The sequence below is a fragment of the Rhodococcus sp. YH1 genome (genome assembly GCF_009939605.1).
GTDB lineage: Bacteria > Actinomycetota > Actinomycetes > Mycobacteriales > Mycobacteriaceae > Rhodococcus > Rhodococcus aetherivorans.
Map to the genome: position 1 here is coordinate 13200 of NZ_WVTE01000215.1, position 26540 is coordinate 39739.

Here is a 26540-nt window from a genome sequence, read left to right on the forward strand (position 1 = left end):
ATGGGAGTATCCCCTTCTCGCCTGACGGCGACCTGCGTTGTGCTTATCCTGGGCAGACCGACGTCCCGACATGCCAACGGCGTCGCCTGTGAATGACCGCAATCGGGCGCAGCCCGATGATCGAATTGAATGGCTGATCAAGAACTGGTCCTCAAACGCACAACTATTGTCGCGGTCGGACCTATAAAGATCACCGATTCGCTACCTTCAAGCATGATCCAGTCTAGGGGCCGCCGGTTACGTTCTCCGGCGGTCGAACCCAATAAGCCCATCAAGAACATCCTCAAGAATCCATTGTTCGACGGTGTCCAGACGGGACTGAACGTGAGGATCAAATCCTAACCGAATAAGCGAATCTAATAGTTCGCTTACATCACTTCCGGCCAAACCAAGATTCAACAGTTTCCGAGCCAAAGGCAGTGGAAGGCCATACTCCTCCAAATCAGCAAGTCCCGGTGCTTGAAATACACTCTCAATCTCTCTCAGGAAGTACTCGTAATTTCCAGGAGAGACACCTCTTACGTGCAATACTTCAGATTGGATGGCACTGAATCCTCGCAACATTGAGGGAATTACGAATCCCATCCAGTTGCGCTGAAAACGAAGAACAGCACTTATTACGTCACTTCGGGTCTGCCCCTTTCGCGCGAATCGCTGCTGGCGGTCCACTAACTCGGAAAAATTATCACCATAAATACGTACCGCTTGAAGTTGTCCCCACAGCATCTCAAAATTAATCCCCCGGCGTTGGGAAGGCTCTAAGAGCTCTTCAAAAGCCATCTGCAGCACCGCGCGAGCCTGAGAATTAGTGGGAGCACCCGACCAAGAAAGTAGCTCAAGCTCCGAATCATCGGAACCAAGTAGACGTTCAGCTAGGGAAATTTGGCGACTTGGATCTAGACCACGATTCTTTCGTATCGTCTTCAGGCTTAGCGCAGTTTGATTAAGTATGGCTTCCATTCGCTCCCGAGCGGATGCACCCAGCATGTCGTCAGAAATCTGCACCAACGTCGCCTCCGAGGCCGATGCGGACTGAGACTCGATCGGTATATCAACGGTTGTGCTTCCCGCCTCAGGAGGCGGCATGTATGTAATTACGTTACCTACGTAATGTCGAAACATTCTGCCAGCTCGTCCACGAATATTGCTAAACGTGAAGAAATCGATCAGCTGGTTATCAATCTTCTTTTCAAAAATCACCACATTCCGGGCTGACGTATTTACACCTTCGATTAGAGTTGAAGTGCATATGAGTGTTGGAACTCTCGCCTCGTTGAAGAGTCTGACCATGATTCTCTGTAGTCCACGAGGTAGTGGGCCGGTATGCACAGCAACTGCCCCTCGAAGAGCTGTAACGATGTCCCAATCGGGGTCATAGTTCTCAGCGATCCACTCCGCCACTTCGCCCGCAAGGCCCCGTGCCGACGACTTGGCATTTTGCGCAAGATAGACCCCAAGGTTTTCTGCCTTTTGAGGACTTCCTGTAAATACAAGCGACGAGCCTTCTGCCTCGTTTTCAAGAAAACTTGCCAGGTCAGCTCGCTGATTTTCGACACTCGATCGATCGTCTATATCGACCGCTACCGTCTGAAAATCGGTTCTTAGTAACTGTGCATGTAACTCTTCAGGAAGACGCGAGTCGAGCGCGTCAATATTTGGCCCTAGAAGGTAGTATTGAGCGCCAGTCGCCTTCAATCGGTTCCATGCGACGTTCAACAGATCTCTTCGTCCGTCGCGCTTCTGACCTGAACCCAACTTGTAGAACTCGTCGATCATGAAGAAATCAATTGTAGGCAGATCATCAACCTCAAGAAATCTTTCTTGAGTCATGATGAATATGTTGCGGTCCCCAATTTTCTCCGCAGGATGCGTAATTATTCTGTAGGTAGATCGAAATCGAGAAAGTCGACGCCGTGTCTCGTCTATGAGAGCTAGAGTCGGTACTATTAGCACCAGATTCGACCAACGTTCTGCGGCAATGAGAGCGTCGATTATTACAGATTTCCCAAACGATGTAGGAGCGGAGAGGATTAGACTTTCGCCGTCCATCAGTCGCTGATACACACGTTGTTGCATCGAGTGGAACACAAACCCCTCATCCGCCAGAGATTCGGGCGTATGAAACTCCATGGCAAGAGCCTCACTATCCCCTAATAGCCGCGGCTGCGAGACACTCATGTAGGGAAATAATCCGAACCGAGCGCAGAGTGAGTCTACGATCGGTGCCTCAGCGGTTGTTCCTCTGTACCGATCGAGGAACCTAATTAAGCGTTCTCGTCCTTCAGCTTCTCTGTCGGGGTTGTGCGTAAGGAGCGAAATTGCACGCAATTGCTGGAAGACGGACTCTTGAGGCTGGGCCATCGAAACCTCTCTTATTATATGTGCTTCCAGATGTTCAGTTTCTGATGGAAAAGGTTCGTGAGTCGTTCCTTATCCTCAATTGGCACGAGTATCAAGTGCAACGTCACTGGATACGGAATATCAAGTGCCTTAATGAATCTTTTCCATGCTTTCTCGGACTCGTCCTTGAGGTCGCATACAAAATCGCGTGAGATCTTACTGTAGCCGGAGACGGTCGAGCTATCATACGTAAGCAGAACTGGGATGACTAGATGCGGCAATATGTCATCCAAACTTCGGGCTTCATCTAATAATTCTCTGACCGCTTGGGTGTGCGGCCAATTTGGATCGAGCTTACTAGTGATCGCCATGAACTCTCTCCGCAAGAAGTTGTTATTCAGGTGATCTTGAAGCTCTTTGGTTGAGTCTCTTATTGCCTCAGTGAGTGATTTATAGTACTTGACCTCACCGAGCCAGAGTTCGATTGCCCCATCGTTCTCAATTATATGAACACAATCGAAACCTTTGACCGTGTCATTGTCACTGTCTTTGTAGTATATCTTACTAATAGCTGGATGAGCGTCGAAGAAATCTTTTGCTGCCGCATGCAGGATCAGCTCGCCGAATTCACCACGCCGTTTATATTTGTCGCTTGCGTATACAGATTTCGCCGCATTCCTCAACGCTTGTGCAGCAGTCTCTCCATCTATGGAATTCCACTCTGTATAATTTAGCGCGAACGAAGTAAGGTGCCTACTAAAGAGGTCGTCGACCAGCGCCTGTGCGCGCCATTCACCCAGCTCATAGCCCGGGCAAAGCACTGTCAGCGGTGGTGAAAGCTCAAGTTGCTGAACACGCACTTGATGGACGGTAGTTGCCACAGTGAGCTCCCTGGACCTCTAGGCTCCTGCTTGGAGCCCCACCTTGCCTTCGTCAATGCATTCTTACCCTATGGGGGGAATGTCCCGCTTATCTTGAGCGGTACCGAGTTCGAAGCTTGGAAATTTCCTATCGGACCTTGGTCTAGATGACCAGCCGTCCGTCGCAGCAGTCAGTCTTGAGCTGCGTCTTTCCAACCATGCTAGTGCGTGCCAATACAATCATTGACGAAGGACTGACGGGTGCTGATGAACAAGGTCCCGTTCCGTATCCTGCAGTGCGGTCACAGCTCCTCCAGCACGGTCAGCAGTTCCTTGAGCAGGGCGTCGGCGCGGGCTTCGATGTCGTCGAAGACGTCGGCGAGACCGTCCAGACTGTCGCGGGCACTGCGCCGCGCAGCCACGCCCCGTTCGTAGTAGTGCGGATCGAGGTCGATCTCCGAGTCGATCCGCACGGTCGGCCCACCGTCGCTGTCGCTCTGCTTACGCAGAGGCAGCGGCGCCCGGGCCCACACCCGGCCGGACAGATAATCCCGGACAAGCGCCGCGATGGACTGCGCGGTCATCGGTTGCGGCATCAGGGGTAGGTGTCCCCAGCGGTCGATCGGGGCCAGCAGGGGTTGGCAGGCCTGCCGGTCGGTGAGCGCGCCCTGGTCGACCTCGACGGGGTCGGTCAGGTGCTGGGCGAGCAGGTCGGTGTTCGGGTACTGATCGAGGAACGCCAGAATCTCCGCCCACCTGTAATACACCCCCACCGCCGCGCTCACGCCGCTGCCAAACTCGGGTGACAGACAGAATCGTTCCCCGTCGGTGGTGGTGGTGGCGACTAGGGTGCCGGCGTCGACGGTGACGTCGTCGCGGCGCAGCCGGGCCAGCTGCGCGAACGGCATCCCGGTCGCGGCGAGGGTCAGGAGGAGGGCGTCGCGGCGGCCGAACAGTCCGCTCGGCCAGCCGGTGGTGGGTAGCTCGGCGGCGCGCCGGTGCAGCAACGGGGCGAGCCTGTCGAACCGGGCGGCGCGGGCGGTGTCGAGCCGGCGCCGGACGGTCTCGCTGCGACCCGGCGCCGGGTGGCCGTGGCGGGTGTGGACGGTGTTGATCGCCGACACCCGCCGCCGCTGAGTCGCGGGCGCGGCGGGATGCTCCCGGAGGAACAGCGCCAGCGCCTCCGGACTCGCGGGCAACGGGCACTGTTCGGCGGCAACGCACCAGTCGGCGAACAGCGCCCAGTCGTGCCGGTACCGCGGCGGGACCCGCAGCCCACGCTCCGTGTCGTGGATGTCGTCGGGTCGCCGCGGGGAGGTGTCGGTGCTGGTCATCGCTTACAAGCCCAGATTGGTGACAGCGTTGCCGAGCAGGGGTGCGTGTTCGCGGGCGTAGACCTCGAGCATGGCGGGGGTGGTGTGTCCGGTCTGGCGCATGATCGCGTGCGCGGAGGCGCCGTTGCGGAAGGCCTGGGTGACGAACCCGGCCCGCAGCGAGTGCCCACCCAACTGCTTCACGAGCTCGGGGTCGTAGCCGGCCAACTCGGCGCGGCGGCGGATCGCCGCATGGACCGCCGCCCCCGACAACGCGGTGGCCGACAGGTGGCCGTTCTTGCGGACCGCACGCAACAACGGCACTCCCCCGCCGGTGCGCGGCCGGGGGCCGCGGCACACGTGCCTCTCGAACGGCTCCGCAGTCCGCAGCAGCCGGATGACCCCGGGCCGGGCGCCGGTGTCGAACGCGGCGACCACCTGGGCCCACCGCATCCACGCGCACGGCGGGCAGCTGGTGTGGCTGTGGGTGAAGGGCAGCGCGCGAACGGTGCCGCGGCCCTCCTGGTCGGTCTTCGACTTGCGGAGGCGGATGTGCAGCCCGTCGAGCCGGTGCAGGCTGACGTCCCCGCAGCTCAGGGCGACGAGTTCGCTGCGGCGGAACGCGCCGGCGAAGCCGAGCAGCAGCATTGCGGTGTCGCGGCGTTCGACCACCTCGTCCGCCCAGCCCCGGCAGCCGGCGCGGGCCTTGTCGACGATCGCCACGATGTCGGCGGTGAGCAGCGGGGCCCGCGGGATGCGGGGCCGCTCGCCCGCGGTGGCGTAGCCGCGGCGGATCCCGGACATCGTCGCTTTCACCAGGTCGTCACCGGTCGGACTCGGGTGCCCGCTCTGGCGGTGGTGGTGGGCGATCGCGGCGAGGCGGTGCGCCAGGGTGGCCGGGGTGTAGGCCCGCTCCCCCGCCTCGGTGACGGTGTCGGCGCACGCGACCAGGTACGCGGCCACGGTCACCGGATGCGCCGGCACCGCGGTGTGGCCTTCCCGCTGGCACCAGGTGGTGAAGGCCCGCCACGCGGAGGCGTAGGTGCGGCGGGTGCCGGCGGCCCGCGCCGCGGCCACCGACGCCGCGATCCGCGCCGCCGTATCGGGCGCCAGGTCCGGCAGTGCGGGCCCCGCCGGGGTCCCGGGCACCACGATCTGCCCATCTCCCGCGTCGTTCGTCTCCATGTCCACGGTCGGGCACGGTACCGGACGGCTCCGACACCGTCCCGGCGACCGAAAACACGCTCAGCTGGGGGTTCGCCGGGATCGCTGCGTAAATGGCATTTTTCAGCACCATCCGGTTGGTCGTAGACCGAATGCAGCAGGGTCTTCATCGTCCCCGCAAGCGGGCGGTACCCCTAGGCCACGACGACCTCGGGGTGACAGCCGCGAAGTTCGTCGCGCAAAGGTGCGGCACCTCTGCCACAAGTCGCCGGGCAGGGTCGCTCCGATCCCCGACGTCAGCGAGAGCATCGGAGGTCGCCGCTTCACACCGGTCAGCCCGCGGGCGACCAGCGAGCGGGAAGAGGTCGGCCAGCCGGCCCCGTCCTCGGCGGAAGTCGCATCCAAGCCCAGGATCTCGCGGCAATCGTTGGCGTTGACGGAACGTCCTGGCTCGTCCCCGCAACGACAAGCCCGTCGAGACCGTCACCGACCCTGCCGAGGAGGTGAGACTGGCCTTGACTGCATGACCCATCGAGGAGTCACGCGACGACGTCGCACAGCCGGGGGGCTCCCCCTTGAGTGTGGACATCCTGAACACTGGGTCGTGAGGATCCAGAGGAAGAGATGTCACTGATGGTGATGAAGGCATACTCGGCGGAGTTCAAGGCAGATGCCGTCGCGCTGTACCTGTCCGATCCGAGCCACACCTTCGAGGGCATCGGCAAGGACCTGGGGATCAGCCGGGAAACCCTGCGCAACTGGGTCCGCGCCGAACGCAAACGCCGCGGTGCGTCCGGGACCGTCGAGCGGGCCCGGAAGCCGGCGCCTGCTGGCGAGGTATCGTCCGAGTCCGTGCTGGAGGAGGAAAACAGGCAGCTCAAGGCCCAGATCCGGAAACTCGAGACCGAACGGGAGATCCTGCGCAAGGCCGCGAAGTATTTCGCGGGCGAGACGAACTGGTGAGCGCTTTCAGTTCGTCGACGACCACCGCGACACCGTTTCGGTGAAGTGGCTGTGCCAGATCCTCGAGGTGTCCCGTTCCGGTTTCTACCGATGGCGGGCCGCAGCTGCGGCCCGCGCCGAACGCGCCCGCGCCGACGAGGAGTTGGCCGTGCGGATCCGTGGGATCCACGCCGACTCCGACGGCACCTACGGGTCCCCACGGGTGACCGCCGAGCTCCACGCGGACGGGGTGGTCGTCAATCACAAGCGGGTGGAACGGCTGATGCGCGAGCATGGGATCGTCGGCGTGCATCTACGCAAAACGGTGCGCACCACCGTCCCCGAGCCGTCCGCGACCGCGGCGGGCGGACCTGATCCAGCGGGATTCCACCGCGAGCGCACCGAACACTCGGTACGTCGGCGACATCACGTATCTGCCGATCGGTGATGGTGACTTCCTTTATCTGGCAACGGTGTTGGATCTGCATTCGAAACGGCTGGCGGGGTGGTCGATCGCCGACCACATGCGTACCGGGCTGGTCACCGACGCACTGCGGGCCGCTGCTTCTGTGCGCGGTGCCGCCGGTCTCGACGGTGCTGCCTTTCACTCCGACAACGGCGCTCAGTACGCCTCGGCGGAGTTCGCCGACGTGTGCCGTGAGTCGGGTGTCACCAGATCGCGTGGTGCGCTCGGAACGAGCGCGGACAACGCCGCCGCCGAATCGTTCAACGCGACGTTGAAACGGGAGACACTCCAGGGCAGAAAGCGCTGGAACAATGCGGGTGACGCGCGGGCCGCGGTGTTCCGTTGGATCACGTGCTACAACACCAGAAGGAGGCACTCCACTCTCGGCCAGATCTGCCCGATCGAGCACGAACAGCGGTCGGCTACGCTGGCCACCGCCGCATAGGAACTGGTGTCCACACGCCGGGGGGAAGCCCCCGGCACCGGCTCGCCGGGGTGCCCGGCCGATGGCAGCTGTACGCGCTCACCGACGCGATCACGGACCTGCCCCCGATCACACACCGATCCCTCGAGCTGTCCGTGCTCGACCGGGCCGTGCTCCGTACCGCCCGGCAGCACCGGCAGGCGCGGTGAGGGTGGACCGGACGCCGGAACGAACAGGCGAAACCCTCCCCACGGTTCGTGCGGCCTTCCTAGACTCGGGGTATGACAGCGCTGCGAATCTCCGACGAACCCGTCGACCACTCGAAGATCGAGAAGCGGGCACCGTCGGTGGCTCAGCTCTTCCTCGATCGTGTCACGGCCAGCCCCGGCACGGAGGCGTTCCGGTTCCCGAAGGACGACGGCTGGGAGAGCGTGACGTGGCAGCAGGTCGGTGACCGTGTCCGCCTGCTCACGGCCGGGCTGATCGCGCTCGGCGTCGAGCCCGAGGACCGTATCGCGCTGGCGTCGTCGACCCGGTACGAGTGGGTGATCGTCGACCTCGCGGTGATGTGCGCGGGCGCCGCGACCACGACGGTCTACCCCACCACCAAGGCTCCCGACGTGGGGTTCATCGTGTCCAACTCGGGCAGCCGCGTGGTCGTCGCCGAGGACAGGACGCAGGTCGACAAGCTCGTCGAGCAGCGCGCACAGCTGCCGCACGTGCAGCAGGTGGTGGTGATCGACGGCCCCGGGGACGGGGACTGGGTGATCACCCTGGCCGACCTCGAGGAGCGGGGCAGGCAGCTGAGCGCGGAGTCGCCGAACGTCGTCGAGGATCGGGTCCGGGAGATCCGGCCGGAGCACCTTGCCACTCTCATCTACACGTCCGGCACCACCGGCAAGCCCAAGGGCGTGCGGCTGCCGCACTCGGCGTGGACGTACACCGCCGCCGCCGTCGATGCCCTCGGCATTCTCGGCCCGGACGATCTGCAGTACCTGTGGTTGCCCCTGTCGCACGTGTTCGGCAAGGTGCTGCTGAGCCTGCCCCTGCAGGTGGGCATGCCCACCGCCATCGACGGCCGGGTCGAGAAGATCGTCGAGAACCTCGCCGTCGTGCGGCCGACCTTCATGGGCGCGGCCCCACGCGTCTTCGAGAAGGCCCACGCGCGCATCGAGGCGATGATGGAGGAGGAGGGCGGCGCCAAGAAGAAGATCTTCGACTGGGCCGTCGGGGTCGGAACGCGGGTCTCGAAGGCCAAGCAGGAGGGCCGCAACCCGTCGCTGCTGGACCGGTTGCAGTACAAGGTCGCCGACAAGCTCGTCTTCTCCAAGATCCGGGAGCGGTTCGGCGGCCGGCTGAGGTTCTTCGTCTCCGGGTCGGCCCCGCTGGACCGCGAGGTCGCACAGTGGTTCGATGCCGTCGGCATCATCGTCCTCGAGGGGTACGGGCTGTCGGAGACCTCCGCCGCGACGTTCCTCAACCGGCCGCTCGCCTACCGCTTCGGCACGGTCGGCTGGCCCTTCCCGGAGACCGAGGTCAAGATCGCCGAGGACGGGGAGATCCTCATCAAGGGTCCCGGTGTGATGAGCGGTTACCACGATCGTCCCGACGCGGACGCCGAGGCGTTCGAGGACGACGGCTGGTTCCACACCGGCGACATCGGCGAGGTGGACTCCGACGGGTTCCTGCGGATCACCGACCGCAAGAAGGACATGTTCAAGACCTCGCAGGGCAAGTACGTCGCGCCGTCCGCCATCGCCGCGACCTTCAAGGGCCTGTGCCCGTACGCGAGCGAGATCATCGTCCACGGCGAGGGCCGGCCGTACTGCGTGGCGCTGGTGGGCCTCGATCCGGAGGCGATCCACGAGTGGGCCCAGAAGAACGGCATGGGCGACAGGTCGTTCGCGGAGATCGCCCGGGACGAGAAGACCCGTGAGCTGATCGCCGGGTACATCGACCAGCTCAACGAGCAGCTCAACCGGTGGGAGGAGGTCAAGAAGTTCACCATCATCGACCGCGAGCTGTCGGTCGAGGCCGGGGACCTCACGCCGAGCATGAAACTGCGCCGCAAGATCGTCATCGACAACTTCTCCGACCGGCTCACCGGGCTGTACGGATAGGCGGCCTATCCTCGGATACATGACGAGTAGTGCGCGACCGAGTTTTACCCAGTACGTCGGATACCTGTTCGGCCGCACGCTCCCCGACTCGCTCCAGGACTGGGTCCGCAACGACCTCGTCGGGCCCGGCGCGACGATGCGTTACCTCGTGCGGTTCACCCTGCCGATCGTGCCGTTCCTGGCGCTGTTCCTGCTCATCCCCGGGCCGGTGTGGATTCCGCTGGCGATGATGGCGCTGCTCTTCATCCCGCTGGTGTACTTCGCGATCGCCCTGATGCAGATCTGGCGGCGGCACCGCCTGGAGCAGCACGGCCTCGACCCCAACCTGCTCGGCGAGAAGGCGCGGGTGCGGGCCGACCGCGAACGCAACGAGTACGAGCGACGATTCGGGCGCTGAGCCGAGCGGGAGTTTCCTGCGCCGAGGGGGCCGCTACGTAGCGCCCCACTCGCATGTCGGCGCGGCAACCTCCCCCTCGACGCGGTGCCCTGGGAGCACGGTGCCCTGGGAGCACGGTGCCCTGGGAGCACGGTGCCCTGGGAGCTCGGGGTCCTAGGACAGCACCTCGACGAGCGTGGTCGCCGAGTCACCCGTCATGTACCGCTCGACGCTGTCGAGGTGCCTGCGCCAGAACGCTTGCGCCGCCTCGGCATCGTCTCCTCGCAGCAACGTGACGAGCTTGCGGTTGGCACGCAACGCCGCGGACGCCCCGGGACGTTCCGCCGAATCGGCGCGCGTGGACAGATACAGCGCATTGTGTGCGTCCATGATGTCGAGCAGCATCCCCGCGAGCGCCGCCATCGTCTGGTTCCCGGCGAGTTCCATCACCGCCCGGTGCACCTCGGTGTCGTACTTGGCGAAGGCGGTGGGGTCGTCGAGGAGTTCCTCGCCCCGCTCGACCAGTTCGGCGAGCGTGTCGATGCGCGCGGCCGGGGCTGCGGCGAGCAGGCCGACGGCGTCCACCTCGAGTTCGGTGCGGGCGCGGTAGACGTCGGCCAACGGGACACCCCGGTACTGCAGCAGCAGCCCGGTGTAGCGGGCGGCGGTCGAGCCGTCCGGCGCCTGCACGCGGGCGCCGCCGTGGGCGCCGCGCAGGACGGTGATGATGCCTTCCGACTCGAGGATGCGGAACGCCTCCCGCAACGTGGGCCGGGAAACGCCGAAGCGTTCCATCAGTGCGGCCTCGTTCGGCAACGGCTCGCCGGCGTGCAGTTCCCCGGTGATGATCTGGCGGCGCAGGCTCGCGGCGATCAGTTCACCTGCCTTGGGCACGCGAACGACCGTCGAGCTTCCGTCGAGTGGCATTTCACCGTCCTGTGTGCGTCATCCATCCCAGCCCCGATGGCACTTAGGATACAAGAATCTACCGGTTTGAAATCTAAAGAGGCAGATGATCTGTCTCTATCCGTCCCACGCCGAGTGGACGCCGTCACCCCACTACTCTCGGCGGTATGAGCGAACCCTCCACCAACGACGTTCCGGCCACCGCCGACCTCGCCGACGAGATCGGCCCCGACATCCGCAGTTGCGACACGCAGTTCGTCCAGTTCGGCGGCCGCGAGGTCTTCGCCGGCCGGATCACCACCATCCGCTGCTTCCAGGACAACCTGCTCGTCAAGCAGACCCTGGGCGAGCCCGGCAACGGCGGCGTCCTCGTCGTCGACGGCGATGCCAGCGTGCACACCGCCCTCGTCGGCGACATCATCGCCGGCCGCGGCGTCGACAACGGCTGGGCCGGTCTCGTCGTCAACGGCGCCGTCCGCGACTCGGCCATCCTGCGCACCCTCGAGATCGGCATCAAGGCGCTCGGCACCAACCCGCGCAAGAGCACCCAGACCGGGTCCGGCGAGAAGAACGTGCCGGTGGAGTTCGGCGGCGTCACGTTCAACCCGGGCGAGATGCTCTACAGCGACCACGACGGGATCGTCGTCCGCGCCGAGGACCGATAGGGAACCGGCACGCTCGTGGCGCTGCGAACGGCGCGGACCTCCCTGCGTGCCGCAAGGCGGAACCGGTCCGGCCGCACGAACACGCCACCAGACGTCGCGGGCCGCCGTCCTCTCAGCCGATGGTGGCGAGGTTCGGCGGCAGTGCCCACACTGGAGGGATCACGGCCGCACGTGCGGCCCGCGACGTCAGGAGGCCCTCATGGGCGACAACAACCCGTTCGGATTCGACCCGGAAGACCTCGACCGCGTCTTCCGCGACGCCGGGGAAGGGTTGCGGGACCTGGCCGCCAAGATCGGCCGGTTCGTCGAGCAACCGGACGCCGGGATTCCGTGGTCGAGCATCTTCCCCGACCTCGGCGGCGCGCCGCGCACCCGCCCGGCACCGCCCACCGCCGGCGAGACCGGCGACGGCGTGTGGGTGATCTACACGCTCGACGGCGACGGAACCGCCCGCGTCGAGCAGGTTTTCCCCACCGAACTCGAGGCGCTGCGCGCCCACAAGAACAACACCGACCCGCTCCGGTCGGTGCGCTTCCTGCCCTACGGCGTCACCGCCGGCATCCTGGACCGGCGCGAGGACAAGGACCCGGACGAAACCGACTGACAGCACCTCCGAGACAGCCTTCGCCTCCCGCACCCGGGCATCACCTGCGGGCCGAGCCGGTGTGGGGAGGTCGACCGAAAACGAGTGCGCCCCGGTCCGTATGCGCGCAAACTGGTAACCAGGAGGTCATCATGCGAGCGCTGAAGGGCCTGCTCAATGCGGTGCTGGGGATCCTCACGGCCGTGCTCGGGGCGGTGGTGGGGATCCTTGCGGCGGTGGTATGGCTCGTCGGTGGGCTGCTGTGCGTAACGATCATCCTGATTCCGCTGGGTATTCCCGTCATGAGGCTCGCCCGCCGTCTGTTCGCCCTCGGCAAACAAGTGCGGCGTCTCCCCTGAACGTCGCAGGGGACCGAGGATTTCGGAGACTGCAGCACTGGTCGCACCGGCGCTGCAGGCCGTCACCTCATAGCTCACGCCCCTGCCGTCACGCGTGCGGCGGCGGCCCCGATCTCCACGACGTCCCCGACGTGCAGCTGCCGCCCGCGCCGCACCTCCACCTCCCCGTTGACGCTGACGAGTCCCTCGGCGATCACTTCCTTCGCCTCGGCGCCGGATTCGATCAGGCTCGCCAGCTTGAGGAATTGACCGAGCCGGATGGACTCGTCGCGGATGGGCACTTCGAACACGTCGGACATGAGGCCAGTCTCTCACCCGCAGTGCTTTCGACCCGCCCGACCTCGACCCGCCCGCCCGGCCCACGCCGGGCCCCGTTCTCACGCACACTGGACGAGTGAGCCGACCCGGTATCGTCTGGTTCCGCCGTGATCTGCGGCTGCGGGACCTGCCCACCCTGTTGTCCGTCGCCGACACCTCCGACCGGGCACTCGCGCTGTTCGTGCTCGACGAGTCGCTGCTGCGCCCGTCCGGATCCCCGCGCCGCACCTTCCTCATGCGGTGCCTGCGCGCCCTCGACGAGGACCTGGGCGGACGGCTGCTCGTCACCCATGGCGACCCCGTCACCGTCGTCCCGGCACTCGCCCGGGAACTCGACGCCGACGCGGTGCACATCAGTTCCGACCACGGCCCCTACGGCACCCGCCGCGACGAGGCCGTCGAGCGGGCGCTCGGCGATGTCCCGCTGGTGCGCACCGGCTCGCCCTACGCCGTCGCGCCCGGCCGCGTCCGTAAGCCCGACGACACCCCCTACAAGGTGTTCACCCCCTTCCAGCGGGCGTGGCACGACCACGGCTGGCGAGCCCCGGCCGACACCGACGCCGGCACCGTCGACTGGATCGACCCCGGCAATCTCGACGCGCGGGTGCCGATCCCCGGCGACGACGACCTCGACGGGACCACGCTGCCGCCCGCCGGGGAAGCCGCCGCGCTGCGCCGCTGGTACGAGTTCCGCGACGACGACCTGCCGCACTACGACACCGAGCGGGACCGGCCGGACCTCGACCGCACCAGCCGGCTCTCCCCCTACCTGAAGTTCGGGTGCATCCACCCGCGCACCCTGCTGCACGACGTGCGATCCGACCACGGCGGCGCGGCGAACCGGCTGCGCAGCGAACTGGCCTGGCGCGACTTCTATGCGGACGTGCTGTACCACCGGCCCGACACGGCCCGCCGCAACTACAACCGCCGCTTCGACGACATCACCTACGACAGCGGCCCCGACGCCGAACGTGCCTTCGCCGCATGGAAGGAGGGCCGTACCGGCTTCCCCATCGTGGACGCGGGCATGCGGCAGCTGCTCGCCGAGGGCTGGATGCACAACCGGCTCCGCATGATCGTCGCGTCCTTCCTCGCCAAGGATCTGCACCTGCCCTGGTGGTGGGGCGCCCGGCATTTCATGAACCGGCTCGTCGACGGCGACCTGGCCTCGAACCAGCACGGGTGGCAGTGGACCGCCGGCAGCGGCACCGACGCCGCGCCCTACTTCCGGGTGTTCAACCCGATCACGCAGGGGGAGAAGTTCGATCCGACGGGTAATTACGTGCGCCGTTGGGTACCCGAGCTGCGGGGCGTGAACGGCAAACGCGTGCACCGGCTCCCGGACGGTCCGCCGGACGGGTACCCGGCGCCGATCGTCGACCACGCCCACGAACGGCAGGTGGCACTCGACCGGTACGGGCGGATCGGCGGAAAAGGCTGACCCATCCGGGCCGCGCACCGCTCCGAATGCCGATGGGACGGACCACCCCGTCCCGGACGGACAACCGAGAGGAACACGACAATGCGAGAACTCGTCGAAACGGCGTTCATGGCGATCCACACTCCTCTGGTGAACGCATACACCATTCTCATCAACATGATTCCCAGCTGATTCCACGGCGGCGCCGGGAGCTCTCCCGGCGCCGCTCCCGCACACCCGGACCAGGCCGAGGAAGGCACGATGGGCATCACGTACTCGAGCGTCGTCGACGCGCCACGCCGCGACGTCTTCGATTGGCACAGCCGACCGGGTGCGGTCAGGCGCCTGCTCCCCCCGTGGCAGCCGCTGCGGGTGATCACCGAATCCGACTCCCTCGAGTCGGGCCGGGCCGTCCTCGGCCTGCCGGGCGGATTGCGCTGGATCGCCGATCACCAGCCCGACGCCTACGACCCGCCCGCACGGTTCGTCGACAGCGTCGGCCGCGACGGGCTCACGTCCCTGCCCGCGGGGATCGCCGTGTCGTGGCGGCACGAGCACACCTTCGAGGCCCTCGGCGACCGTCGCACCCGCGTCACCGACCGGGTCGACACGCCCGTCCCGGAGCAGCTGCTGAAGCAGACCTTCCTCTACCGGCACCGCCAGCTCGCCGGCGACCTCGCCGCCCACCAGTGGTCACACGAGCAGGGGGTCCGGCCCGCCACGGTCGCCGTCACCGGGACGTCGGGCCTGGTCGGCACCGCACTGACCGCTTACCTGAGCACCGGCGGTTATCACGTCGTCAGCCTCGTACGCGGCGAACCGCGCGGCGACGACGAACGTCGCTGGGATCCGAACGACCCCGCACCCGACCTGCTCGAGGGGATCGACGCCGTCGTCCACCTCGCCGGCGCCTCGATCTCCGGGCGCTTCAGCGACGCCCACAAGACTGCGATCCGGGACAGCAGGATCGAACCCACCCGGCTGCTGGCCGATCTCGCGGCACGCACTCCGAACGGACCCGCGACGTTCGTGTCCGCGTCGGCGATCGGGTTCTACGGCTACGACCGCGGCGACGAGCCGCTCACCGAGGATGCGCAGCGCGGCACCGGGTTCCTCGCCGACGTCGTCGCCGACTGGGAGGCCGCCACCGCGCCCGCCGCCGCGGGCGGGCTGCGCGTGGTGCTGGTGCGGACCGGGATCGTGCAGACACCGCGCGGCGGGCCGCTGCAGTTGCAACGCCCCCTGTTCGAGGCCGGGCTCGGCGGCCGGCTCGGCACCGGCCGGCAGTGGCTGTCGTGGATCGACCTCGACGACCTGCTCGACGTCTACCACCGGGCCCTCGCCGACCCCCGCATCGCGGGCCCCATCAATGCCGTTGCACCGGAGCCGGTTCGCAACGACGAATACACCCGCACCCTGGCGCGGGTGCTGCACCGGCCGGCGCTGCTGCCGGTGCCCGGGTTCGGACCGCGGCTGCTGCTCGGCGAGGAAGGCGCGCGTGAGGTCGCCACGGCCGACCAGTGCGTCGTCCCGCGGTGCCTGGTCGACCACGGGCACCGCTTCCGCCGGCCGAAGCTCGAGGCCTGCCTGCGGCACCAACTCGGCCACATCGTGGAGAACGGATGAGTGGAGAACGGATGAGCGCCCCTCCGCTGCGCATCCTCGTCACCGGGGCGACCGGCTACATCGGGGGCCGGCTCGCCCCGCTGCTGATCGACGCGGGCCACCGGGTGCGGGTACTGGCCCGGACCCCCGACAAGTTGCGGGACGTGCCGTGGGCCGGCGACGTCGAGATCGTGCGCGGCGACTTGACCGACCCGGAGTCCCTGGCCGTCGCCTGCCGGGACATCGACGTCCTGTACTACCTGGTGCATTCGATGGGCGGGCGCGGCGAATTCATCGACACCGAACGCGCGGAGGCCGAGAACGTCGCCGCCGCGGCCCGGGCGGCCGGGGTGCAGCGCATCGTGTATCTCGGTGGGCTGCACCCGGACACGGCCGAGCTCTCCACGCACCTGCGTTCCCGGGAGCAGGTGGGCCGGATCCTCGTGGAGTCCGGCGTGCCCACCCTGGCGCTGCAGGCCGGGGTGGTGATCGGTTCGGGCTCCGCGTCGTTCGAGATGATCCGGCACCTGAGCAACCGTCTGCCCCTGATGACCACCCCGAAGTGGGTGAACAACAAGATCCAGCCCATCGCGGTGCGCGACGTGCTGCATTACCTGGTGGGCGCGGCCACCGCTCCCCTCCCCCGCAGCCGCACCTACGACATCGGCGGCCCGGACGTGCTGCGCTACGGCGAGATGATGCAGGTGTACGCCGAGGTCGCGGGCCTGCGCCGGCGCCGCATCCTGGTGCTGCCCGTTCTCACCCCGAAGCTCGCGGGCCTGTGGATCGGGCTGGTCACCCCGATCCCGCCGTCGCTGGGCCGGGCGCTGATCGAGTCGTTGAGCAACGACGCGGTGGTCGCCGAACACGATATCGACGAGGTGATCCCGCCGCCGCCCGGCGGACTGACCGGCTACCGCGAGGCGGTCCGTCTGGCCCTGCACAAGATCGAGCGCGGCGACGTCGAAACCACTTGGGCGAGTGCGTCGCCCGTCGGAGCCCCCGCCGAACCGCTGCCGTCCGACCCGCACTGGGCGGGGGAGGCGGTCTTCGTCGACGAGCGCGTTATCGACTGCGACACCGACGTCGGCACGGTGTGGGAGGTGGTCGAGAGCATCGGCGGCGAGAACGGCTGGTACTCCTTCCCGCTCGCCTGGACGATCCGCGGGTGGCTCGACCGGTTCGCCGGCGGCGTCGGTCTGTCCCGGGGCCGCCGGAACCCGCGCACCCTGCACACCGGGGACGCGCTCGACTTCTGGCGCGTCGAGCGCCTCGAACGTCCCACCCTGCTGCGGCTGCGGGCCGAGATGCGGGCGCCGGGCGGGGCGTGGCTCGAGTGGCGCATCGAGCCGCTCGATCCCGGCCGGGCCCGGCTGCACCAGCGGGCGATCTTCTTTCCGAAAGGGCTTGCAGGACGGATCTACTGGTATGCGCTCGTGCCGTTCCACGGCATCATCTTCAAGGGCATGCTCGAGAACATCGCCGGCACCGCGCACCGCACGTCGGGGCCGAATGTCACATACGGTCACGTGAAGTGATGCGGTGTGACATTCGGCCCGCGGAAGGACGGGAGTAGCCGCCGCGGCCGTCAGTTCGGCGCGGGCTGGCGCCCGTGTTCGGCCTCGCGCTGGGCCACACCCTCGGCGGACTCGGCGAAGTGCGGCGTGTCGAACACCTCGCCGCCCAGCGGATCCTCCGGGTGGGCGTCGTCTGCGATTGCGACCTGCCCGGTCTGCGCGTCGACGCTGACGGAATTCGCGGGCACCTCGTGCACGGCGACGACGAGGCGGGCGGGCGCACCGGGCTCCACGACTCCGTTCCGGCTCGGATCCAGGCCGGCGAACGTGGCGGAGATTCCCGGCCGGTGGCCGGCCTTGTGCCCACCCGGGGCTGCGGCCGGTTCCCGCACGGCCACCTGCAGGTACCGGGGGGCAGTGGCGACCTCGTACCGGAACGCCTTCAGCATCGACACGCACGCCAGCACCATGACGATCGAGAACGGAACCGCCGTCACGATCGACGCCGTCTGCAGGGCGGTCAGCGACCCGCTGCCGCCGACGATCAGCAGCACCGCTGCGGCCGCACCCTCGAGCACCGACCAGTAGACACGGGTGCACTTCGGTGTCTCGAGATTACCGCCGGTGGCGAGGATGTCGATCACCAGCGACCCGGAGTCCGACGACGTGACGAAGAAGAACACGACGACGACGATCGCGAGCAGACTGGTCAGGACGGACAGCGGCAGACCGTCGAGGAGCACGAACAGCGACGTGTTGGTGTCCACCGTGCCGTCGGCGGCGAGCATGTCGCCGTCGTTGCGCTGCCGCAGGATCCCGGCGTTGCCGAAGATGGTGAACCACAGCGACGCGACGAGGGTGGGGGCGAGCAGGACACCGAAGACGAACTCGCGGATCGTGCGACCGCGGGAGATGCGGGCGATGAACATACCGACGAACGGCGCCCAGCTCATCCACCAGCCCCAGTAGAAGACGGTCCACGCCCCCGACCAGCCGTCCTCGGCGAACGGGGCGGTGCGCAGCATCAGTTCGGGCAGGGCCTGCACGTAGCCGCCGAGGTTCTGCACCCACGACTGCAACAGGAACAGCGTCGGCCCGAGCAGCAGGACGAACACCGCGAGTCCCGTCGCGAGAGCCATGTTGATGTTGGACAGCCACTTGAGGCCGCGCGAGACGCCGGACACCACCGAGAAGGTTGCCAGCCCCGTCACCCCGACGATCAGCGCGACGGTGAGCCAGTTTCCGGTCTCCACCCAGCCCAGGTAGTCGAGGCCCGCGGAGATCTGCTGGACGCCGAAGCCCAGCGACGTCGCGACACCGAAAAGGGTTCCCACGATGGCGATCGCGTCGATCGCGTGCCCGATCGGACCCTCCATGCGGGCGCGCCCGAGTAGCGGTTCGAGGAGCCAGCGCACGGACAGCGGACGGCCCTTGCGGTACGTCATGTACGCCAGGCCGAGGCCGACGACGACGTAGATCGCCCACGCGTGCAGGCCCCAGTGGAACAGGGTCAGCTCCATCGCCTGGTTCGCGGCGGCGTCCGTGGAGCCGGGGATGCGTCCCGCCTGCGGGGGATCCACGTAGTGCGACAGGGGTTCCGCGACACCGTAGAACACCAGTCCGATACCCATGCCGGCGCTGAAGAGCATCGCGAACCACGAGAAGGTTCCGAACTCGGGTTGCTCGTCGTCGCGGCCGAGCTTGATGTTGCCGATGCGGCTGATCCCGCAGTACAGCGCGAAGATCACGAATCCGGTGGCGATCAGGATGTACCACCAGCCGACGCCGTCGGTGACGGCGCGGTTGAGCGAATCGAACGCCCCCTCGGCCGACCCTGCGTAGACGACCGCGAAGGCGATCAGCCCCAGGATCACCAGCGAGGCGGGGACGAACACGGGCTTGCGCAAGCCTCGCCATGCGTCGCGAATCATCTTCACCAGCTCCTCGTGTCGCGGCGAGCCGGATCCGGCGCTCGGAGGGCTCACCCACGTCGCGAATCGAACCTAACAGAGCCGGCGCGCGCCCGCGGAAAACGCAGCCGAGCACCCGGGCCACCCCCGCCGGGGGCCGAATGTCACATGCGATCGATCGAGCTGATGCAATGTGACATTCGGCTGGGCGGAGCGGCACCGGTACGAGTCCGGTACGCGCAGAAGGCGGTTCACACGGTGCAGAGCGGCTTGATCTCCTGCAGGCCCTCCGTGGTGGGCGAGGTGAGCATGAGGCAGCTGTTGTAGCCCTGTTGCTCGACCACGGTCCGGATCTGCTGCCACGCAGTGTCGTCCACGACGGGCGAACGCGACAGTACGAACCCGGAGATCCGGGTCGGGTCCCCCACGAGCGCCCACGAGTAGTCATCCGCGAGGTAGCTCACGATGTAGTTGCTCGGACCGTCCAGCGAATCCTGGGACGGCACACCGGGGAAGCTCACGTGCAGCGACGCGGTGTCGTTGACCCGTGCGTTGCCGACGATCCCCCGCCGCTCACCGGTGACCGTGGTGCACGAGTTCTCCACCCGCACGTTGCGCTCGTCGAGCAGGGTGTAGTTCGCCGTGGTGTCGCGCACGCAGTCGAGATTGAACGGCGCGGGATTGGCGGCCAGCTGGTACCAGGTGCCCATGTACCGGTTCACATCCAGCTCCGCCACCGGGGTGAGCGGGGCTGCCTGCGCCGGTGCCGCCACGAGGGCGGCGCCCGCGGCGGCCAGGACGGCCGCCGCGAGGCCTCGGATCGTTCGTCTCACGTCGCTCCTCGGGAATTACCGGGTCCGGGTCACTGCTGCGGCGCCGGCGGCAGCAGGACGGTGTCGATGAGGTAGACGGTCGCGTTGGCCGTCTTCACGCCGCCACAGATGACGTTGGCGTCGTTCACCTTCCATTCGTCGCCTTCACCGGTCACCTCGACGGTACCGCCCTGAACGGTGGTCTGGGTACCTTCGATGTCCGACGGCGCGATCTGGCCGGGCACGACATGGTAGGTGAGAATGCTGGTGAGGGTGGCCGTATCGGTCTTCAGGCTCTCGATGGTGGCCGGATCGACCTTGGCGAAGGCGTCGTCGACCGGCGCGAACACGGTGAACTCGCCGCCGTTGAGCGTGTCGACCAGGTTCACCTCGGGGTTGAGCTGACCCGACACCGCCGCCGTCAGGGTCGTGAGCTCCGGATTGTTCGACGCGGCGACGGCCACCGGCTCCTGCGCCATGCCCTCGATCGAACCCGGCCCGGTCGGCACCGCGGCCGCATAGGCGTCACAGCCCGGGCCGACGAGACCCGACGCCATCGCATCCTCGGAGGTGGTGGGCGACATCGCCGACGTGGCGCTCTCCATCGCCGACGTGGCCGACGACGAACCCGAGTCGTCGGACGAGCACGCCGCGACACCCATCATCGCCATTGCGCCGATTCCGACTGCCGCCAAGCTCTTTCGCGTGTTGATAACCATGGCCCCAATTCCCTTCGGTGTCGTGGTCCTTGCGACCACGTCGGTCAGGTGTGTCATCTGCCATTCGGCGCGGGCGGAAGGGCGGATGGGTGGATCTGCAAGATTTTTTCGACCCATCCGATTCCGGCCGCGCTCCGAACACCCGGCATGGAGATTGCATCGAACCGGCCCCGCGCACACGTGCTGGTTCTTCCGGGTGGCAAGCCGGCCAGCACGGCCGCCGCCCGGCCGTGGCACCTGTCCGCGCTGCGGATGACCTTGCTGACCGAATCCCTGCGCTCCCGGCTGAGCATGTACGACATCACCGTCGGGCAGGTGCGCTACACCCACCGCGGATGGAACGGGGACCGGATGAGTCCCGTCCACGACGCCCTGCGCGCCCTCGACGAGGTGCACCGGCGGCGCGGCGACGTCCGGATCGGGCTCGTGGGCCACTCCATGGGCGGAAGGGTGGCGGCCCACCTCGCGGCACAGCCCGGCGTCGAGGCCGTCGTCGCGCTGGCACCGTGGTGGCCCGACAACGACGGCGCTCTCGTCCCCCCCGAGCGACGGCTGCTGGTGGTGCACGGTACCGCCGACACGAGGTGCGATCCGCGCCTGAGCGCGGTCCAGGCGGCCCAGGCCCGCGGACGCGGCGTCGATGCCCAGTTCCGGCCGCTCGCGGGGGCCGGCCACTTCCTGCTCACCAAGCCGGGCTGGTGGCATGCCGTCACCGCCGAGTTCCTCCGTGAATCCCTGGCCCCGGCCGGCCGGCAGGCAGGAGGAGACCATGCCTGACACCCCGCGCGACGTCGCAGTGATCGGCAGCGGTGGCGTCGGCCAACCGGAACGGGCCGGCGGCGTCGCGCTCGAGAATTCGTCCCGGAGGTGATCGCCTTGCTCGATTCGACTCTTGCCTCGCCCGCCGGTCCCGGCCGCCCGAACGGACCGGCCGAGGACGGCTTGAGCCGCCCGAATCGCCCGACTAGGCTTTCGCTCGATGAGCGGACAGGGCCGATGACCGGCGTCGGCGGACGTACCGACACACTCGATGCGCTGCTCGCGCGCGTGGCGGTGCAGGACGCGGCTGCATTCGCCGAGTTCTACGACCTGACCCGTGCCCGCGTGTACGGCATGATCCTGCGCGTCCTGCGCGATCCCGGCTACAGCGAGGAGACGGCGCAGGAGGTCTACCTGCAGGTCTGGCGTTCCGCCTCCGGCTTCGACCCCGCGCAGGGTTCGGCGCTGTCCTGGCTGATCACCCTGGCGCACCGCCGGGCCGTCGACCGGGTGCGGTCCGAGCAGTCCGGGGCCGACCGCGAGGCACGCTACGGCGCGAGCAACGTCGACGCGGCGTTCGACGTCGTCAGCGAGGAGGCGGTCCGGCGCGAGGACCGGCAGCAGGTCGCCCACTGTCTGGGCACGCTGACCGATCTGCAGCGTCGGTCCGTCGAACTGGCCTACTTCGGTGGGCTGACGTACCGCGAGGTGTCCGAACAACTTTCGGTCACGCTACCGACCGTGAAATCGAGAATCCGAGACGGACTGCTCCGTCTGCGCAAGTGTCTGGGGGTGCAGGGCGATGACGAGTGAGGCCCGGCCCGGTTTCGGCGATGTGAACCGCGAACTGATCGACCTCGCGGTCGTGTACGCGCTCGACGCGGTGTCCGATGCCGAACGCCGCGACATCGAGTCCCGGGTGGCCGAAGCCGCTCCCGAGGTGGCGGCGGCGTTCGCCCAGGAGACGGCGGCCGTCCGGGAGACCATGGCCGTGGTGTCGGCGTCGACGGCCACCGAGCCGCCGGCCGGACTGCGCGAGCGTCTACTGGACGCGATCGCCGCCGAATCCGTCCCGCAGGCGCCGCCCGTCGCACCGATCTCGCTGGACGAGCGGCGCGGCCGGCGCCGCAACTTCCTGCTCGCCGCGGCGGCCGCACTGCTGGTCGCCGTGGGCGGATTCGCCGTCGTCGCCCAGTTGCAGGAGGACACCGCACCCACCTCGGCGCAGGTGTTCGCGGCGGAGGACGTCCGCACCACGTCGGGTGAGATCGAGGGCGGCGGAGTCGCCACGGTGGTGTACTCGAAGGAAGCCGACGCCGGGGTGCTGGTAATGAACAACGTGGCGCCGCCCGCCGAGGGCAGCGTCTACCAGATGTGGCTGATCACCCCCGAGGGCCCGGAGTCCGCGGGCATCATGGACGCCGAGGCGGTGGCGCCGTCCACCACGGCCGTCCTCGAGGGTGTCGGGCATTCGACCGCCCTGGCATTCAGCATCGAACCGCCGGGCGGGTCGGCGCAGCCGACGCAGATCTTCGCCCAACTGCCGCTGGGCTGACCCGGGGGACGGAATCGCCCGCACCTCGCGGCGGCTCAGCGCTGTGCCGATCGGACCAGTTCGATCAGAAGGGAGCGCAAGGTGGCGGGGTCGGACACCACCGCGGTCGGCTGCGCATCGGTGCGCTCGAGTTCGATCATCGCCCGGTACAGCTCGTACCCCGATTCGGTGATCCGGACGCGCATGCGCCGCTCGTCGGCGGGATCGACGGTGCGCGTGGCGAATCCGGACCGCTCGAGGTGCTCGACGGTCCGGCTCATCGTCTGGTCGGTCACGCGGCAGGCCCGGGCGATCTCCCGCTGGGAGCGCGGACCGTCGGCGATCGTGTGCAGGGCTACCAACCCGGCGTGGGTGAGACCGTGGGCGCGCAGAGTCGATTCCCAGGCCTGCTCCACCAGCCGGGCGGCCGTGGACAGCAGCCGGCCGGTCGGCCAGCTCTCGAGATCGTCAGCCATGAGATACCTTTTCACTATTGTTCAGCTAGCTGAGTAATCCGGGCTCGGCGTACTCGCATTCTCCTGGAGGAAGATTGAACACCGTCACCGCGCCGGCGCGTTCACCTCGTCGCATCCGCTGGCTGCTGCCGGCGCTGCTGCTCATCGCGTGGCTCGCGATCGCCGGCGCCGGCGGCCCCTTCGCCGGCAAGCTCAGCGAAGTCCAGCAGAACGACAACAGCTCGTTCCTCCCGGCCTCCGCGGAATCCACCCGGGCGGGCGAGCTCTATGCGGACTTCACCGACACCCGGTACGTGCCCGCGATCGTCGTGGCCGAACGCCCCTCCGGCATCACCCCCGACGACCTCGCCTACCTCGCGGGGGCGTCGGCCGGCCCGCCGCCGGTCCCGTCGCAGGACGGTCAGGCCGCGCGGATGATCGTGCCGATCGACAGCACCGGAGAGGTCGGGGACGCCGTCGACGAACTGCGCGCCGAGCTTGCCGATCCGCCCGAGGGGCTGACGATCTACGTCACCGGTCCCGCCGGGCAGATCGCCGATCTGACGACGGCGTTCGAGGGCATCGACGGCCTGCTGCTGCTGGTCGCCGGTGGGGTGGTGCTGCTGATCCTCGTCGTCGTCTACCGCAGTCCCCTGCTGCCGTTCGTGGTGATCCTCTCGGCGGTGTTCGCCCTCACGCTGGCGAGCCTGCTCGTGTACCTGCTGGCCGACGCCGACGTCATCGCCCTCAACGGACAGAGCCAGGGCATCCTGTTCATCCTCGTCTTCGGCGCCGCGACCGACTATGCGCTGCTGCTGGTGTCCCGCTACCGCGAGGAACTGCGCCTCGAACAGGACCGGTTCGCCGCGATGCGCACCGCGTGGCGGGCCACGCTGGAACCGATCGCCGCGTCGGCGGGCACCGTCATCGCCGGCGTGCTGTGCCTGTTGCTGTCCGACCTGAACTCCAACCGCGGCCTCGGCCCCGTCGCCGCGATCGGCATCGTCGCCTCGTTCGTCGCCTCCATGACGTTCCTGCCGTCCGCACTGGTGCTCCTCGGCCGGGCCGCGTTCTGGCCGAAGCGGCCGACGGCCGACCCCGACGCCGATCGGGACGACCTGGCGTCGGCGCACCGGTTCTGGAACGGGCTCGCACAGCGGGTCGGCGCCCATCCGCGGCGGATCTGGGTGGTGTCGAGCCTCGTCCTCGTCGGCTTCGCGATGCTGCTGCCGCAGTTCAAGGCCGACGGCGTCGCCCAGTCGGAGATCTTCCTGCTCGAGACCGACTACGTGACCGGCCAGGAGATGCTCGGCAGACACTTCGACGCCGGCACCGGCTCCCCCACCGTGATCATCACCCGCGAGTCCGCGGCCGGCGACGTCGCCGCCGCCGCCCGCGTCGAGGGCGTCACCGAGGTGGCGCCGGTGACCGGCCCGGACGGTGCGACGACCGTCGTCGACGGCCGCGTCGCACTGCAGGCGACCCTCTCGGATCCCGCCGACTCGCCGGCCGCCGAGAACACCGTCGAGCGCATCCGCGACGCGGTCGGCGGAGTGCCGGGGGCCGAGGCCCTCGTGGGCGGGACCACGGCGGTCGATCTGGACACCAAGAACACCGCCACCCGCGACCGCACGGTGATCATTCCCGTCGTCATCGCGGTGGTGCTGCTGATCCTGATCCTGCTGCTGCGGGCACTCGTCGCGCCGGTGCTGCTGATGCTGACGGTCGTCGTGTCCTTCGCGGCGACCCTCGGCGTGTCGTCGCTGGTCTTCGACCATCTGCTCGGGTTCCCCGGCGCCGACCCGGTGGTGCCGCTGTTCGGCTTCGTCTTCCTCGTCGCGCTGGGCATCGACTACAACATCTTCCTGATGACCCGGGTGCGGGAGGAGAGCGCCCGGGTGGGCACCCGGCGCGGCACGCTGCGGGCCCTGACCGTGACCGGCGGGGTGATCACCTCCGCAGGCATCGTCCTGGCCGCGACGTTCTCGGCGCTGGCGGTGATCCCGCTGCTGTTCCTCGCGCAGATCGCGTTCATCGTCGCGTTCGGCGTGCTGCTCGACGCACTGCTGGTCCGGTCGCTGCTCGTGCCGGCACTGACGATCGACATCGGAAAGCGGATCTGGTGGCCGAGCACGCTCGCGCGCAGGGAACCGGAGGAGGTGGGCTGACACGGCCGGCCTGGTTGCTCACCCGTACCGAGTTCGGGTGGAATCGACACGACGCAGCGCGCGAAGGCACGGAGAACGACCTCCGGCCGTACCGACGCGCTCGAGAAGGAGACACCTCGCGATGCAGATCCAGCTCAACAAGGACAGCCACATCCAGATCGACGACGACATCGCCCGTCGCCTCGAGGAGGAGTTGGAGTCCGCACTGAACCGGTTCGCCGACCGGATCACCCGGGTGGAGATCCACCTCAGCGACGAGAACGCGGACAAGTTCGGCACCACGGACAAGCGTTGTCTCCTCGAGGCGCGGATCGCCGGCCAGCAACCGATCGCGGTCACCCACAACGCGGGATCGGTGAAGGAGGCCTTCGACGGCGCCGTGCACCGCCTCCGCAGCCTGCTCGATTCCAAGCTCGGCCGCTCGACCGACCACAAGGGCGGCCCCTCCATCCGTCACATGGAGGTCGACGAGTAGACGACTCTCCCGGGAGTCGTCGGGACGAGAATCGCCGCGCCGCTCCGGAATCCGCTCCGGGAAACAACCGTGCGGATTCCGGAGCGGCGAGCGGATTCCGGTACGGCGGCGCGGTGCACGCGCCGCAGTTCCTCGTCCCGCACCGTCGACCGTTCAGGACGGCACGACGTGTCCCGCAACACCGCCCCCGACGGCATTGCGGGACACGCCGGGGGCCGCCGACCCGGCACGGCAGGTATCGCCGGCGCGGACACGACCCCACGGGACCGAGCGTGTTCAGCTCAACCCGACACCGAGACCGAACGTCACGCTCAGCCACTTGAGGAACGC

At 67.4% G+C, this 26540-nt stretch carries 24 protein-coding genes and 2 pseudogenes; 15 read left to right on the top strand and 11 right to left on the bottom strand.

The window, feature by feature from the left end; genetic code table 11:
* Positions 1–237 precede the first annotated feature (237 nt).
* The 5 genes and pseudogenes from AIIKEEIJ_RS16485 to AIIKEEIJ_RS16505 form a co-directional block, all read right to left on the bottom strand.
* Positions 238–2178 (bottom strand): DEAD/DEAH box helicase, encoded by a 1941-nt coding sequence (locus tag AIIKEEIJ_RS16485; RefSeq protein WP_161996155.1) that lies wholly within the window; start codon positions 2176–2178, stop codon positions 238–240.
* Positions 2179–2375: 197 nt separating this feature from the next.
* Complete coding sequence (locus AIIKEEIJ_RS16490; protein ID WP_161996156.1) at positions 2376–3221, bottom strand: Hachiman antiphage defense system protein HamA; 846 nt, start codon at positions 3219–3221, stop codon at positions 2376–2378.
* Between the two features lie 281 nt (positions 3222–3502).
* Positions 3503–4534: a hypothetical protein gene (locus tag AIIKEEIJ_RS16495; protein ID WP_161996157.1), complete on the bottom strand. Its 1032-nt coding sequence runs from the start codon at positions 4532–4534 to the stop codon at positions 3503–3505.
* 3 nt (positions 4535–4537) lie between these two features.
* On the bottom strand, positions 4538–5698 hold the full coding sequence (locus AIIKEEIJ_RS16500) for a site-specific integrase (RefSeq protein WP_202917137.1): 1161 nt from the start codon (positions 5696–5698) through the stop codon (positions 4538–4540).
* A 110-nt stretch (positions 5699–5808) separates the two neighbouring features.
* Positions 5809–6115, bottom strand: a pseudogene (locus AIIKEEIJ_RS16505) (transposase); the annotation flags it as partial.
* A 195-nt stretch (positions 6116–6310) separates the two neighbouring features.
* On the opposite strand from AIIKEEIJ_RS16505, the pseudogene AIIKEEIJ_RS16510 reads away from it, so the two are divergent.
* The 4 genes and pseudogenes from AIIKEEIJ_RS16510 to AIIKEEIJ_RS16520 all read left to right on the top strand — a co-directional run bounded on the left by AIIKEEIJ_RS16510 (position 6311) and on the right by AIIKEEIJ_RS16520 (position 10026).
* Positions 6311–7530: pseudogene (locus AIIKEEIJ_RS16510) on the top strand (IS3 family transposase).
* Between the two features lie 50 nt (positions 7531–7580).
* A complete protein-coding gene (locus tag AIIKEEIJ_RS32665) occupies positions 7581–7718 on the top strand; it encodes a hypothetical protein (protein WP_202917142.1) in 138 nt (45 codons plus the stop codon).
* A gap of 72 nt (positions 7719–7790) precedes the next feature.
* Positions 7791–9629, top strand: coding sequence for an AMP-binding protein (locus AIIKEEIJ_RS16515; protein WP_161996160.1), 1839 nt, complete (start codon positions 7791–7793; stop codon positions 9627–9629).
* Positions 9630–9648: 19 nt separating this feature from the next.
* Positions 9649–10026: a DUF5313 family protein gene (locus AIIKEEIJ_RS16520; protein WP_006931544.1), complete on the top strand. Its 378-nt coding sequence runs from the start codon at positions 9649–9651 to the stop codon at positions 10024–10026.
* Between the two features lie 153 nt (positions 10027–10179).
* Here AIIKEEIJ_RS16520 and AIIKEEIJ_RS16525 read toward each other — a convergent pair whose 3' ends face one another.
* Entirely contained in the window at positions 10180–10932 is a 753-nt protein-coding gene (locus tag AIIKEEIJ_RS16525) for a GntR family transcriptional regulator (RefSeq protein WP_161996161.1), read from the bottom strand.
* Between the two features lie 146 nt (positions 10933–11078).
* Here AIIKEEIJ_RS16525 and rraA point away from each other — a divergent pair, with 146 nt between their 5' ends.
* The 3 genes from rraA to AIIKEEIJ_RS16540 all read left to right on the top strand — a co-directional run bounded on the left by rraA (position 11079) and on the right by AIIKEEIJ_RS16540 (position 12518).
* A complete protein-coding gene (gene rraA / locus AIIKEEIJ_RS16530) occupies positions 11079–11576 on the top strand; it encodes a ribonuclease E activity regulator RraA (RefSeq protein ID WP_161996162.1) in 498 nt (165 codons plus the stop codon).
* Between the two features lie 199 nt (positions 11577–11775).
* Positions 11776–12180: a hypothetical protein gene (locus AIIKEEIJ_RS16535; protein WP_050034305.1), complete on the top strand. Its 405-nt coding sequence runs from the start codon at positions 11776–11778 to the stop codon at positions 12178–12180.
* Between the two features lie 131 nt (positions 12181–12311).
* Positions 12312–12518, top strand: coding sequence for a hypothetical protein (locus tag AIIKEEIJ_RS16540; protein ID WP_006931527.1), 207 nt, complete (start codon positions 12312–12314; stop codon positions 12516–12518).
* A gap of 74 nt (positions 12519–12592) precedes the next feature.
* On the opposite strand, the gene AIIKEEIJ_RS16545 is transcribed toward AIIKEEIJ_RS16540, so the two are convergent.
* Positions 12593–12817, bottom strand: coding sequence for an RNA-binding S4 domain-containing protein (locus tag AIIKEEIJ_RS16545; RefSeq protein ID WP_029546849.1), 225 nt, complete (start codon positions 12815–12817; stop codon positions 12593–12595).
* Positions 12818–12912: 95 nt separating this feature from the next.
* Between AIIKEEIJ_RS16545 and AIIKEEIJ_RS16550 the strand changes: the two genes are divergently transcribed.
* From AIIKEEIJ_RS16550 to AIIKEEIJ_RS16560, 3 genes are all read left to right on the top strand, one after another.
* Positions 12913–14277, top strand: coding sequence for an FAD-binding domain-containing protein (locus AIIKEEIJ_RS16550; RefSeq protein ID WP_161996163.1), 1365 nt, complete (start codon positions 12913–12915; stop codon positions 14275–14277).
* A 240-nt stretch (positions 14278–14517) separates the two neighbouring features.
* Positions 14518–15882, top strand: a complete 1365-nt coding sequence (locus AIIKEEIJ_RS16555; protein ID WP_161996164.1) for a TIGR01777 family oxidoreductase — start codon at positions 14518–14520, stop codon at positions 15880–15882.
* Positions 15883–15893: 11 nt separating this feature from the next.
* Positions 15894–17399, top strand: a complete 1506-nt coding sequence (locus AIIKEEIJ_RS16560; RefSeq protein ID WP_161996165.1) for a DUF2867 domain-containing protein — start codon at positions 15894–15896, stop codon at positions 17397–17399.
* Positions 17400–17449: 50 nt separating this feature from the next.
* On the opposite strand, the gene AIIKEEIJ_RS16565 is transcribed toward AIIKEEIJ_RS16560, so the two are convergent.
* The 3 genes from AIIKEEIJ_RS16565 to AIIKEEIJ_RS16575 all read right to left on the bottom strand — a co-directional run bounded on the left by AIIKEEIJ_RS16565 (position 17450) and on the right by AIIKEEIJ_RS16575 (position 20819).
* Positions 17450–19309 carry a BCCT family transporter gene (locus AIIKEEIJ_RS16565; protein ID WP_161996166.1) on the bottom strand — a complete coding sequence of 620 codons (1860 nt, stop codon included), beginning with the start codon at positions 19307–19309 and terminating at the stop codon, positions 17450–17452.
* Positions 19310–19539: 230 nt separating this feature from the next.
* Positions 19540–20121, bottom strand: coding sequence for a lipocalin family protein (locus AIIKEEIJ_RS16570; protein WP_161996167.1), 582 nt, complete (start codon positions 20119–20121; stop codon positions 19540–19542).
* A 29-nt stretch (positions 20122–20150) separates the two neighbouring features.
* Entirely contained in the window at positions 20151–20819 is a 669-nt protein-coding gene (locus AIIKEEIJ_RS16575; protein ID WP_161996168.1) for a fasciclin domain-containing protein, read from the bottom strand.
* A 147-nt stretch (positions 20820–20966) separates the two neighbouring features.
* On the opposite strand from AIIKEEIJ_RS16575, the gene AIIKEEIJ_RS16580 reads away from it, so the two are divergent.
* From AIIKEEIJ_RS16580 to AIIKEEIJ_RS16590, 3 genes are all read left to right on the top strand, one after another.
* Positions 20967–21596, top strand: a complete 630-nt coding sequence (locus AIIKEEIJ_RS16580) for a dienelactone hydrolase family protein (protein WP_161996169.1) — start codon at positions 20967–20969, stop codon at positions 21594–21596.
* 219 nt (positions 21597–21815) lie between these two features.
* Positions 21816–22391, top strand: a complete 576-nt coding sequence (locus AIIKEEIJ_RS16585; protein ID WP_161996170.1) for an ECF RNA polymerase sigma factor SigK — start codon at positions 21816–21818, stop codon at positions 22389–22391.
* On the top strand, positions 22381–23133 hold the full coding sequence (locus AIIKEEIJ_RS16590; protein WP_161996171.1) for an anti-sigma factor domain-containing protein: 753 nt from the start codon (positions 22381–22383) through the stop codon (positions 23131–23133). Before AIIKEEIJ_RS16585 ends, AIIKEEIJ_RS16590 begins: the two co-directional genes overlap by 11 nt.
* Positions 23134–23168: 35 nt before the next feature.
* Here AIIKEEIJ_RS16590 and AIIKEEIJ_RS16595 read toward each other — a convergent pair whose 3' ends face one another.
* On the bottom strand, positions 23169–23588 hold the full coding sequence (locus AIIKEEIJ_RS16595; protein WP_161996172.1) for a MarR family transcriptional regulator: 420 nt from the start codon (positions 23586–23588) through the stop codon (positions 23169–23171).
* Positions 23589–23662: 74 nt separating this feature from the next.
* Between AIIKEEIJ_RS16595 and AIIKEEIJ_RS16600 the strand changes: the two genes are divergently transcribed.
* The gene (locus AIIKEEIJ_RS16600) at positions 23663–25735 is read left to right on the top strand and encodes an efflux RND transporter permease subunit (RefSeq protein WP_161996173.1); all 2073 of its coding nucleotides are present in this window, start codon (positions 23663–23665) and stop codon (positions 25733–25735) included.
* Between the two features lie 121 nt (positions 25736–25856).
* Positions 25857–26210, top strand: coding sequence for an HPF/RaiA family ribosome-associated protein (locus AIIKEEIJ_RS16605; protein ID WP_006931507.1), 354 nt, complete (start codon positions 25857–25859; stop codon positions 26208–26210).
* The last annotated feature ends 330 nt before the right edge of the window (positions 26211–26540 follow it).